The organism is Pedobacter soli (genome assembly GCF_900101435.1).
Lineage (GTDB): Bacteria > Bacteroidota > Bacteroidia > Sphingobacteriales > Sphingobacteriaceae > Pedobacter > Pedobacter soli.
In genome coordinates, this window is sequence record NZ_FMZH01000004.1 from 358,735 (window position 1) to 371,739 (window position 13,005).

The 13,005-nt window shown below is 38.9% G+C and carries 9 protein-coding genes; 3 read left to right on the forward strand and 6 right to left on the reverse strand.

Going from position 1 to position 13,005, the window contains the following annotated elements; genetic code table 11:
• Window positions 1-101 precede the first annotated feature (101 nt).
• A complete protein-coding gene (locus BLR37_RS11045; RefSeq protein ID WP_090768512.1) occupies window positions 102-305 on the reverse strand; it encodes a KOW motif-containing protein in 204 nt (67 codons plus the stop codon).
• Between the two features lie 206 nt (window positions 306-511).
• Here BLR37_RS11045 and BLR37_RS11050 point away from each other — a divergent pair, with 206 nt between their 5' ends.
• From BLR37_RS11050 to BLR37_RS11060, 3 genes are all read left to right on the forward strand, one after another.
• Entirely contained in the window at window positions 512-2,968 is a 2,457-nt protein-coding gene (locus BLR37_RS11050) for a TonB-dependent receptor (protein WP_090768515.1), read from the forward strand.
• A gap of 216 nt (window positions 2,969-3,184) precedes the next feature.
• Window positions 3,185-3,625 carry a PaaI family thioesterase gene (locus BLR37_RS11055; RefSeq protein ID WP_090768518.1) on the forward strand — a complete coding sequence of 147 codons (441 nt, stop codon included), beginning with the start codon at window positions 3,185-3,187 and terminating at the stop codon, window positions 3,623-3,625.
• Between the two features lie 100 nt (window positions 3,626-3,725).
• Complete coding sequence (locus BLR37_RS11060) at window positions 3,726-3,968, forward strand: hypothetical protein (RefSeq protein ID WP_090768521.1); 243 nt, start codon at window positions 3,726-3,728, stop codon at window positions 3,966-3,968.
• A gap of 70 nt (window positions 3,969-4,038) precedes the next feature.
• On the opposite strand, the gene BLR37_RS11065 is transcribed toward BLR37_RS11060, so the two are convergent.
• The 5 genes from BLR37_RS11065 to BLR37_RS11085 form a co-directional block, all read right to left on the reverse strand.
• The gene (locus tag BLR37_RS11065) at window positions 4,039-5,319 is read right to left on the reverse strand and encodes a nucleoside recognition domain-containing protein (RefSeq protein ID WP_090768524.1); all 1,281 of its coding nucleotides are present in this window, start codon (window positions 5,317-5,319) and stop codon (window positions 4,039-4,041) included.
• A 234-nt stretch (window positions 5,320-5,553) separates the two neighbouring features.
• Window positions 5,554-8,406, reverse strand: a complete 2,853-nt coding sequence (locus BLR37_RS11070) for a S9 family peptidase (RefSeq protein ID WP_090768527.1) — start codon at window positions 8,404-8,406, stop codon at window positions 5,554-5,556.
• Between the two features lie 233 nt (window positions 8,407-8,639).
• Entirely contained in the window at window positions 8,640-10,439 is a 1,800-nt protein-coding gene (gene yidC, locus BLR37_RS11075; protein WP_090768530.1) for a membrane protein insertase YidC, read from the reverse strand.
• Window positions 10,440-10,459: 20 nt separating this feature from the next.
• Window positions 10,460-12,076, reverse strand: a complete 1,617-nt coding sequence (locus BLR37_RS11080) for a CTP synthase (RefSeq protein ID WP_090768533.1) — start codon at window positions 12,074-12,076, stop codon at window positions 10,460-10,462.
• Window positions 12,077-12,237: 161 nt separating this feature from the next.
• Window positions 12,238-12,999 (reverse strand): GLPGLI family protein, encoded by a 762-nt coding sequence (locus BLR37_RS11085; protein WP_090768536.1) that lies wholly within the window; start codon window positions 12,997-12,999, stop codon window positions 12,238-12,240.
• Between the last annotated feature and the right edge of the window lie 6 nt (window positions 13,000-13,005).

Genomic DNA, 13,005 nt, shown 5'->3' on the forward strand with positions numbered 1-13,005 from the left:
GTAGCCACTCAAATCACGATAGTGTAAGTTTTAGATGCAGATATTTGAAAGTAACTGTATGCTAGCGGGTTAATTTTAGTGATTGCGGTTTAGCTGGAAAATTAATTGCCGGTGGGGCGGGTAACTACGACATTTCTTCCGAGTGTTTTAAAACGGTCAGAATTTTCCTGCACCACAGTGATGGTAATATGGCCGGTTTTACTGGTATTGATATCTCTTACCGTACCCGATTTTCCTTTATGTGTACCGCCTACAACTAAACATTGATCGCCGTCTTTTAACAATGAAGGGTCTTGAATATCCATATTTGATCTGTTTATTTTTTTAATTTAATTACTGCTTTTCCTCAAGCTTCATCTTTACTAAGGTACATAATTAAAGATTGGAATAAATTAAAGCAGATAAAAATCATCAAAAACAGCTATTTTATCAAATATCTAAATATTTTATTTGATAAGTATAAATATAAATTTAGATTTGTCTAAAATTATATTTAGACAAACAATATTTGATGAAAACGATTATACTCTTTACTTCTTTCCTTTTTATTTGCCTCGCTTCCAATGGTCAGCAAACCGTATTGCAAGGCCTGGTTACTTCTCAAAATACCCCAACCGAAAATATTACTGTCAAAATTTTAAATTTAAATAAGTCAACCAAATCAAATCAATCTGGTGCTTACCACTTTACTAATGTGCCTTCGGGTAGTTACGATGTTTTGTTCTCTGGTGTGGGCCATCAGAACAAAAAGATTAAAATCACGTTGAACAACGATACCACTTTTCTGAATGTAGATCTGATTTCGATGGAAGCTAATTTAAAGGATGTGGTGATTACCGGGGTAAACCGGGCAACCGAGCTGCGCAAAAGTCCGGTACCTATTGCCGTACTCTCAAAAAAATCGATGGATCAGAACGTGAACACCAATCTGATCGAAGCCATTGTAAAAGGAGTGCCTGGAGTTACTGCGGTTACTACCGGCCCAAATGTTTCCAAGCCATTTATCCGTGGTTTAGGCTATAACCGGGTTTTAACGCTTTATGATGGTTTGCGGCAGGAGGGGCAACAATGGGGCGATGAACATGGTATTGAGGTTGATGAGTATGGAATTGCAAGAGCTGAAGTGGTAAAAGGGCCTGCCAGCTTAACTTACGGATCGGATGCATTGGCAGGCGTAATTAATATGATTCCTTACAGCCCGAATTTTGAAAATGGAAAGTTAAAAGGCGATTTTACAACCAACTACCAGACCAATAATGGCATGATAGGTGCCTCGCTGGGCTTGGCTTACATCAAAAACGATTGGAAATTTACCATCAGGGGGACCGGGAAAACGGCTCACAATTACGAAAATAAGATAGATGGTTTAGTTTATGGTACGGCTTTCAGGGAATATAATTTTTCCGCCACAGCAAGGGTAGATAAACACTGGGGTTATTCGAAAACCGCTGTAACCTATTACGATAATTTAATGGAAATACCCGACGGAAGCAGGGATTCGCTTTCGCGTAAATTTACACGTCAGGTGCTCGATGATGGTGACGATATCAAAAGCAGACCGATTGTACCAGACAACGAACTCAATACTTATCGGATAAACCCTTTGCATCAGCACATTCAGCATTACCGCTTTTACAATACCAGTCAGTTTAAATTTGGTAACAGCGATTTGAATGTATTGCTTGGTGGCCAGCAAAGCGTGCGCCGCGAATACAACCACCCAACTGTACCTCAGCAAGCGGGTCTTTATGTGGTGCTCAACACTTTTAATTACGACCTGAAGTACAACCTTCCTGATTTTTCGGGGATTGAAAGTACTATTGGGGTAAATGGTATGTATCAGGCCAACAGGAGCAAGGCGGCAACCGATTTTCCTATCCCGGATTACGATCTCTTTGATATTGGTGCTTTTTATTTTGCAAAGAAAACATTTGGCAAGGTAGATATTTCGGGCGGGATCAGACTCGATAGAAGGAACATTAAGTGGGACGATTTTTACGTGGGTACCGATGCACAAACCGGTTTCGGACAACAGGTGAATGCATCTACTCCCGGCGGAAACCTGCAATTCCCATCATTTAGCAAAAATTATTATGGGGTATCAGGAAGTTTAGGCTTAACCTATAACATTTCTGAGAAATTATTAATCAAAGCCAATATTGCCCGCGGCTACCGTGCACCAAATATTACCGAAATTGGTTCGAATGGATTGGATCCGGGAGCGCATATTGTGTACTTGGGTAACCGGACTTTTAAGCCCGAATTTAACCTGCAGGAAGATATTGGCCTGATTGCTTATTTAAAGGATGCCGATATCAGTCTGGAGTTGTTTAACAACAATATTCAGAATTATATTTATCAATCGCGCTTAACCGATGCAAATGGTAATCCCGTTGTTATTGTGCCGGGTAATTTAACTTATCAATACCAGCAATCAAAAGCGAGGTTGTATGGTGCTGAGGTTACGGTTAATTTGCATCCCGCTGCCATTAAATGGCTCAGCTTTAACAATAGCATGGCTTATGTGGTGGGTTTAAACCAAAACAAAGAACTTTTGGCCAAACATGGTGATGAGGCTAAGTATTTGCCGTTTATCCCGCCTTTGCAAATCCGATCGGAGCTTAAAGCAACAGCACAAAAGGCTATTGGCTTTTTAAGTAAACCATATGTTAAAATTGATGCTGCCATTTTTGCCGATCAGCATAAGTTTTATGGTTTAGACGATACCGAAACTTTTACCAAAGGTTATACATTAGTTAATGGTGGCGTTGGATCAACAATTGTAAGCAGAAAAAACAAAAGCCTGTTCGATGTTTTTATTCAGGTCGATAATTTGTTCAACACTGCTTACCAGTCTAATTTAAACCGCTTAAAGTATTTCGAATATTACGCTGCTTCGCCAAACGGCCGATCGGGTATATACAATATGGGCAGGAACATGAGCTTTAAAATTATTATACCGATCTAGGATGGAAGAGGTAAGATGGGATAGGGGAAAGGGATAATGTGAACTGAAAATTGCCAACTGATGTCTTCTTTATCCATTTTCTTTTTTTTAATGCTTGTTTAAACCTTTTTTCTGGTAACCGTTCCATCTTATGGACTATGGACTATGGACTATGGACTATGGACTATGGACTATGGACTATGGACTATGGACTGTTTTAGCTATTTTTACATCATCATGGAAGAATCTTTAAGTGAACAAAGACTAAATTTTTTAAGGCAATCGATAGGTAAAGTCATTACCACATCGCCTTCTAATTTTATGAACTGGCTGGCACCGGTTTTAATCAAGGCCGAACATGGCATTTTAGTTTGCCAATATACCGTACGTAAAGAAATGACCAATCCTTATCAGATTTTACACGGTGGCGTAACTGCAGGCATCATCGACGATTTAATTGGTGCCACAGTTTTTACCATGGGGTTGAATGACAGATTTACCACGGTAAACAATTATATTGATTATTTCGCTACTGCAAGCGAAGGAGATGAAATTGTAGCCGAAACCGCTATTGTAAAGCGAGGACGAACGATATTAAATTTGCAATGTGAGGTATTTTTACCTTCAAAAAAGCGTTTAATAGCTAAAGGCTATTCGAATATGTTAAACATAGGTTAAGCCTGTTTTAACGGTTGTAAAGAAATTTATTAATTCCTTAAAATTAACAAAACATTCTCGTTAACAAAGTGTTATAAATTAACCAAAAATATAATGAGCCATGTTAGAAAATTATTCAACCCTGCAATTTATTGTTAGAGGCAAAATTTTTAAAGGATTTTGCATGCGTATCCAAGATGATTTTCATGAAACTTATGCCGTGATTTTAGATGGCTATCATTCTTTTTGTATCTGGTTAGATAACAAGAGCGAAAAGTGGTGTGCATCTAAAAATGTAGCCATAGATCCTGATGCCATTGATGAGATTATCAGCAGAATTTCTTTGCCTGCCGCTGTTTCTTAAGCTTTCATAATAATACCTATAAAAAAATCCTTGTACGGTATAACCGGACAAGGATTTTTTATGCATTTATTTATTTCAGCGTTGGCCAAAACAGGTAGGCCATGGTAATGGCTGTAATTACTCCAATTAAATCGGCCAATAACATCGACCCAATAGCATAACGGGTATTTCTGATGCTAACCGAACCAAAATAAACGGCTACTACATAAAAAGTGGTGTCGGATGCTCCCTGAAATACACCCGATAACCTGCTGGCGAAAGAATCAGGTCCGTTGGTAATCATGGTGCTTACCATCATACCTCTTGCAGCGCCACCGCTCAAGGGTCTGATCAAAGCTGTTGGCAGTGCATCAACAAATCGGGTATCTGCACCGAAAAACAGGAAAACATGTTTAATGCCATTCATCACTACATCAAAGGTGCCGCTGGTTCTAAGCATACAAACGGCTACCAGTATACCTACCAGATAAGGGATAATTTTAATAGCGGTTTCAAAGCCTCCTTTGGCACCGGCTACAAAAGCATCAAATATGTCGATCTTTTTATAAAGTGCACCCAATACAATAAGCAGGAAAATTAATAAGATCAATCCACCACTTAACAGGCCCGAAAAAGAAGTAACTCCTGCTGCATTTAAACTACTTACATACCATACTATAGCCGCAATAACAATCGAAATACCCAATACCCAGGTTAATATTGCGGGCTGTAAGAGGTTGATTTTTTGTTTAAAGGAAACAATCAGCATGGCTGCCATGGTCCCCACAAAGGTTACAATCATACAGGGGATAAATATATCGGTAGGATCGGAGGCATTTTGTGTAGACCGGATTGCAATTACACTTACCGGAATTAAACATAAACCAGCAGCATGCAAACACAAAAACATAATTTGTGGGTTACTGGCTACATTTTTATTAGGGTTTAACTCTTGCAGGCTTTCCATTGCTTTTATCCCGAATGGCGTAGCGGCATTATCCAGTCCCAGTAAATTGGCAGAGAAATTCATAATCATGTGCCCCATTGCAGGGTGTCCCTTAGGTACTTCAGGAAAAAGTTTGGAAAAGAACGGGCTAATGATTTTAGATAATAAACGGATTCCGCCGGCTTTTTCGGCAATACTCATAAAGCCCATAAATAAAGCCAGCGTTCCAACTAATTCAATACAGAGTTTAACGGCAATAGAACAGGTTTCGATAATACCATCCAGTTTTAAAGGATTTAAAGGATCTGATGATTTGCCAATCACCATCCAGTTAAAAATGTCGCTTTGCCCAAAGAAAATACATTTAACACTTGCTACTACAATAGCTACAATAATAAATGCCGACCAAATCCTGCTTAATGCCATTACGTATGTTTAGTTTTTGTTGCGTGAAAATAGCTTTTTTAACTCATAGTGCAAAAGCTGGAGAAAAATGGTTTATGCTTTAATGGTCGATAGTCAATAGCCGATAGTTGATAGCATTTCTGACTATGAACCAATAACCATGGACTATTAACCAAAAAAGCCCATAACTAATAGTGCTCTACTATTAACTATGGGCATTTAACTTCGGGCCTCGGACCGCCGTCTGCTGACTAACTAAGGCTTATCATCAGTTAATTCAAAACCCCAGGTTTTTCCTTTTTCAGTTGCCGGAATTCCGGTAGTCATCCAAACCGGTGCTTTGGCACCTTTTAAATAATAATCGAAAAACTGTTGTTCACGGATCTGAATATCTTTGCGGTTTTGGCGTTGAACCAGGTTGTGTGCTTCACCATTGTAGTTTAACATCCAAACCGGTTTACCTAAACGGCGCAGGCCGGTAAACATTTCAATTCCCTGGTACCAGGGCACAGCTCCGTCAGCATCGTTAGCCATAATTACTACAGGTGTATTCACTTTAGGGAACATGAATAAAGGCGAGTTTTCGATATAAAGTTCAGGTTTTTCCCACAGGGTTGCACCAATGCGGCTTTGTGTTTTTTCGTATTGGAACTGACGGTTCATACCGGTTTCCCAGCGGATGCCACCATAAGCAGAAGTCATGTTGGCTACTGGTGCACCTGCCCATGCTGCTGCATACATGTTATTTTGGGTAATTAAATAAGCAACCTGATAACCACCCCAACTTTGTCCCTGGATACCGATTTTACTGCCATCTACCCAGCTGTTTTTCTTTAAGCTTTCTACACCCGAATTGATATATTCGACAGCTGATTGACCCGGGTGACCGGTTTCGTAACTAATATCCGGTGCAAAAACAAGGTAACCGTTGCTTACAAAATAAGAGATATTTAAACGTGAAGGTGTAGGTGCTGGTTGCTGATAGCTATACAAACCATCGGTAAGTTTCTCATAGAAATAAGCAATCATCGGGTATTTTTTGTTTGGATCGAAATTTTCGGGCTTGTATAAAATACCTTCTGCTTTATAACCTTTTGGTGTGGTCCATTTTACCAGCTCGGCCGTTCCCCAGTTGAAGTTTTGTTGTTGTGGGTTAGTATTGCTTAATTTGGTTTCTGCTTTAAAATCGCTCGTTACATAAACATTTGGCGATTCTACATAACTGGCTTTATCGTAAATGTAAACATCTGCGTCTTTGGCTTTAGCCAGGTCAGAATATTTAAATTTGGCCATTACCACTAGCTCAGGCGCTTTGGCCGAACCTACATTAGTACGGTAGAAACCATTTTCTTTGGTAACATTATTAAATGCCGATAACCAAACCAATTCATTTGCTTTAACAAATTTATCCGAATTTTTCTCAGCTCTGTCTTGCTGTACTCTTTCGTAGTGAAAAGTGAGGTTGTTTGCTCTGCCAAAACCAGCAGTAATGTTTTTTGCAGCCGATTTACCATCTGGTGAAAACGACCAGATATCGTATTTATCGTAAATTAAAACAGCTTTATCATCTTCAGTCCAGGTAGCTAAACCATAGGCCGAAGGAAGATCAGGTACATCGTTTTCTTCGTTAACAAATTTTACATTTAAGCCGGTAGTTAGCGTAGTTATCTTTCCGGTGGCTACTGCATAAGTATTCCAGCTGCCTGCTTTTCTGTCAAAGTATAAAACGTAATTTCCAGCCGGCGAAGCCATGGCATAGCCATTTAAACCTTCTATAATTTTTTTACGCTGACCATTTTTAGTATTTACCAGGTAATAATCTTTGCTGGTAGAACCACTCCATTGCGATTCAATTCTGCGGCCATAATCAGTTGAGGCTAAAACCTGTTCTGCATCGCCATCAGCCATTATACTCGCATCAGGTAAGGTTAAATCGGTTAAAGGAATCACTTTCGGATCGCTGCTATATACATCAATTACAGATAAATAGCTTTTTTTGCTGTCTCTATCTGCATTTTTAAGCTGCATAGGCTGCAGGTAATCATCTTTATAGTTCCAAACATCCACTTTGGCTACTTCAAAATCTACAATGGTGGTATCTTTTGGTTTTTTGATAGGAGAGATACCGAAAAACAATTTCTTACCATCTTTACTAAAAGTGATTTTACCATCGCCGTTAACAGTCCATTTTGCAGGTAAGCCCGGCATATCAAAGTCGACCAGGATCTGGGCTGTATCTAGCGTTACAGAGTTGTAGTAAACGTTATAATTTTTTATTTCTTTCTTTTCAGGATCTTGCTCCCCGACAAAAGCAACATGCTCGTTTTCCTCATCAAAGGTGAAGTTTTTGAAACTTCCTTTACCTTTAATTAAAGTTTTGAGCGTGCCTTTTTCGGTGTTTAGTAGAAATACACCTTGCGGGGCAGTTTTATCTTTTTTAGATCCGCTGCAGGTAAACACCAATTGCTTACCGTCTTTGCTGAAATAATAATCGGTAACGAATTTATAGGTTTTATCAGTTCCCGTTACCAGATTTTTGATCACTAAATCGGTTCCTTCATCAGTTTTACCTTTTCCTGCAGGTTCATCATCAGCAAAATCGGTTTCACCATCTTTTTTCTCGACAGGTTTCACCGTTTTTTTAGCGGTATCAGGTTTTTCGCTCAAATAAGCTAAAACACCAGCACCTTCTTCAGGAAATTTGAACGATTTTACCCGGGCCACTTTTGTAATGGCGTTGGTAGTTAGGTTAGCTATACCCAACGAATCTTTTGGCTGCTCATCTGCTTTTGTTTTTTTAATTTTTGCCTGACGCAAATCTTTATTAAACGGACGGATATTAAAGGCCGCAAATTTAGAATCGTTGCTAAACTGGGCATTAAGACCTCGGGCAATATTTAATTTGGTATGGGTTTTAAGGTTATTAAGGTAAAGTTGTGCATCGCCTTCCTGTTGCAAAATACTGTATATGGCCCATTGACCATTGTTTGATAACTGCTTTGAACCTACCGATTCCCATGTATCATAAACACTGTGGTTTAACGGCTTCTTTTGGGCGTAGGTTAAGCTGACAACGAAAGACAGAATAATTGTTAGTCTCTTATGCATTTTAATAAGTTAATTAATTTGTTGGTTGAGATTTAATCTTCTAAAATTGGAAATTTTTAGCTCATTAAGAAACTTGTATGCCAAATATTACAATTATAGGCGAAAAGGGGAGTCAGGGGACCAAAGCGGAAGTCAGAGGGTTGGGTTTACACGCCCCACGCTCTTCGCTATACGCCTAAACGAAAAACCCCCGATTACGTTAAGCAATCGGGGGTTCGTATATCAAAACTAAATTATTTCTTAGTTTGTTGTTGCTGTTGTTGTTGACGCATGTAATCGTCTAAACGCTGCTGGAATTTAGATTTTTTCTTTTTCTCGTCAGCTGGCCTGGCTTTATTCTGTTGAATTAAAGCGTGGATTTTATCGTCATCAACCATTTTACGGATTAAGAACTGCTGACCGAAAGTCATTAAGTTGGCTAAGAAGTAATAGTAGTTTAATCCGGCAGGATAGCTATTTAATACCCCTAAGAAAATGATTGGCATAATATAACCAATGTATTTCATCTGTCCGGTAGCACCCGAAACCTGGTTGTTAAAGTAGGTCATGATCAGGGTTGATACCGTCATCAATACACACATTAAACTTAAGTGATCACCGATGAATGGTAATTTAACACCGAAACGGATAAACTCATCATAGGTTGACAAATCTTTCATCCAAAGGAAACTCTCGCCACGTAACTCGAATAAGTTAGGGAAGAAGAAGAAGAAAGCCATTACCAGTGGCAATTGTAATACCATTGGCAAACAACCTCCAAGTGGGTTCACACCAGCCTTTTTATATAATTTTAAATATTCTTGTTGAACCAATGTTGGGTTATCTTCGCCTACTTTAGCTTTAATTTCGTCCATTTCTGGCTTCAATACACGCATTTTAGCCATTGAAAGGTACGACTTGTAGGTAAGCGGCGATAAAGCAACTTTTAACAAGATGGTTAATACCAGAATGATTAAACCGTAGTTCCAGCCGAAGCTGTTTAAGAAATTAAATACCGGTAATACAATAAAGCGGTTAATGTATTTTAAAGGCCAGTAGCCCATATCAACCTGTTGCTCTAAATCGTAACCTTGTGCTTTTAAAGCAGAGAATTTGTTGGTGCCGAAGTAGAACTCCATTTCGTAAACCTGGTTTGCAGTATGCGCATAAGGCAATTGCATGTTGGCATCGTAAAACTTAACCTGACCAGGAGCCGTTGGGATTTTTACTTCTAAACTTCCTTTTTCAAAAGCTTGTTTGGCAATTAACGATGCCGAGAAAAAGTGCTGTTTGAAAGAGAACCACTGGATTTTACCTTTCGATAGTTCTTCCTTTTCATCTTTCGAAACACTTAAATGGTTTACATCGCCATCTAAATATTTGTAATAAGGTGCCGAATAACGGTGCTCACTTTCAATCGATTTTTCTTGTTGCAACAGGGTAGTTTGCCAGTTCAAACCAACATTATTACCTGCAATAACCTGCTGTAAGCCAACTAAATTGATGTTGAAAGCAACTTTGTTACTTAATGCTTTTAAATCGTAAACATACTCAACATAAGCATTCGCACCATAATTGGCACGCATGGTAACCGTATTACCGGTTTTAGTTGGCGTAAAGTATAAATCGTTGGTGTTAATTACTTTACCAGCTGCATTCAGGCTTAAACCAAATTTGTTCTGGTTACCTGAAAATAAAACCAGCGGTTTTCCGGCAAAGGTTTTTTGACCTTTAATTTCTACCGATGAAATTTTACCACCTTTATTGCTTAGGGTGATTAACAAGTTCTCGTTTTCTAAAACAGTGCTCGATTCGGTTCCGGTTATTGCCGTACCAAAAGGGCCTTTTAAAGCTAAAGAATCTACTGCAGGATTAACAACTGCAGTTTTTGTAGTATCTTTTTGTATTGGCGAAACGCCGGCTTTTTTCAGCGAATCTAAACGCTCAATTTCTTTGGCTTTTTTCACTTCAGCCTCGTTCGGCTTCAGGAAGTAGAATGATCCAGCCAAAATGATCATAATCAGGAACAATCCTGTAAAGGTATTTCTATCCATTATTTGTGTCTGTACTGCTTTTAATTCGTTTTCTTTTTCGCAAACTCCATCGCAGCGGCGACAAATTTAACAAAAAGTGGGTGAGGATTAGCAACTGTTGATTTTAATTCAGGGTGAAATTGTCCGCCAACGAAAAAAGGATGGTTTTTAAGCTCCACAATCTCAACCAAATTGCTTTGTGGGTTCATACCCGAAGCAATCATACCAGCTTCTTCGTATTGCTTTAAATAGGCATTGTTAAATTCGTAACGGTGACGGTGGCGCTCATTAATGTGCGTTTTACCATAAATGCTATAAGCTTTTGTACCTTTTTTAATATCGCATGGGTAAGAACCTAAACGCATGGTTCCACCTTTATTGGTAATTTTTTTCTGCTCTTCCATCATGTTAATTACCGGATTAGCAGTGTTTTCTTCAATTTCGGTAGTATGTGCATCTTTTAAGCCTAAAACGTTACGGCCAAACTCAATTACCGCACATTGCATACCTAAACAAATACCAAAGAAAGGTACGTTGTTCTCGCGAACATATTTAATGGTATCAATTTTACCTTCAATACCACGGCTACCAAAACCTGGTGCTACTAAAACACCTTGCAGGTGACCTAATTTTTCTTTTACGTTATCGGCAAAAATACCTTCAGAGTGAATATACTCCACTTTTACCTTACATTCGTTTTTCGAACCTGCGTGTACAAAAGATTCGATAATTGATTTATAAGCATCAGGTAACTCAACATATTTACCCACCAAGCCAATTCTAACTTCGGCAGTTGGGTTTTTTAAACGACCAAGGAAATCTTTCCAGCTTTCCATATCCGGATCGTTTTTGGTTGGCAGTTTTAATTTCGATAAAACAGTTTTATCCAGTTGTTCTTTTAACATCAACAATGGCACATCGTAAATAGTAGATGCATCCATCGATTCGACTACGGCATTGATGTTAACGTTACAGAATAAGGCGATTTTTTTTCTTAAATCAGAACTTAAGTGGTGCTCTGTTCTGCAAACCAGGATATCTGGCTGAATACCGTACTCTAATAAGGCTTTAACAGAGTGTTGCGTAGGTTTTGTTTTTAGCTCACCTGCAGCAGCTAAATAAGGCACAAGCGTTAAGTGAATTACAATAGCATTGGTGTTGCCTTCTTCCCACTTAAACTGACGTACAGCTTCGATAAATGGTAACGATTCGATATCGCCAACAGTACCACCCAATTCGGTAATTATAATATCGTACTCGCCGCTTTCGCCAAGCATACGCATGTTGCGTTTAATCTCGTCGGTAATGTGGGGTACCACCTGTACAGTTTTACCTAAATACTCGCCTTTACGTTCTTTGTTAATTACATTCTGGTAAATACGGCCGGTTGTAATGTTATTGGCCTGCGAAGTTGGAACGTTAAGGAAACGCTCATAATGACCAAGGTCCAAATCAGTTTCAGCGCCATCTTCGGTTACAAAACATTCACCATGCTCGTAAGGGTTTAAAGTTCCCGGATCGATATTGATGTACGGATCGAATTTCTGAATGGTTACACGGTAGCCCCGTGCCTGTAAAAGTTTAGCTAAAGATGCGGAAATGATGCCCTTACCTAAAGAAGAAGTAACACCGCCCGTAACAAAAATATACTTAGTCATGTTTGATAATTTGTGAAATCAACCAGTTTTTAATCACTCGTTAATTGTTTTTGTACGGGATACAAAGGTACGAAAAATTATCGCCGGTTTTAGGTTGTGGCCAGAATATTTTTTGTTGATTTTATATGATTGATATTGACTGATTTATCTGCCGGATCTGGTTACAATATTAAATTATAGATCTCTTTTTTGATGTCTTCTATTTTTCGGGGATTCTTTTTATCGTCGTATCGGGTATAGAGATCGATCATTTTTTTGAAATCCTTTTCATTATCCGTCCTTTTGCCTTTAGTTGGTGCTGCAATAGCCAGAATAGGTACATTTTTGGCTTCTATTTTGGTAGCAAACCAGGTAGTATAATAACGGGGGATGGCTAAACCCAGAATCATACCCGGTAAACCGGTAAATCCTTCAGGACCACCGCGCAGCAATATTTCATCGGTATAAAAGGCAACCACCGAAACGGTATCGTTAATCACCGCAATGGCTTTACGGCATTCGTAACCGGCAATCTTGCGTACATCGTGCATAATTTTCCATTTCAAATGGGGGATGGTATCTTTCAGGATAAAATCTTCGCCGTGTATAGGTTTTCTCAGTACGCGGGTTTTCTGACCAAAGTTGGTAAAGATCTCGTTGGTATTTTCATCCGACAGGAAAAAGAACTGATTATCGCTTACTGTTTCTTTGGCTTTTGCACGGTAAATAGAAACACTGTCGTTAAAGTTATATTCCCAGTTTGATGTGCGGTATTTGCTCATTTTATCTTTGGCATCATCTGATATCCAGTCGTTATCGGCAAAGCGTTGCTTTTGGTTTACCTTCTTTTCGAAAGTTATTTTTGCGCTTTGGATAAAAACAGTCTGTGCTTTAAGCAAGGCGACTGTTAAAATCATCATTAGCGTTAAGAATGCGTTTTTCATGCCTGA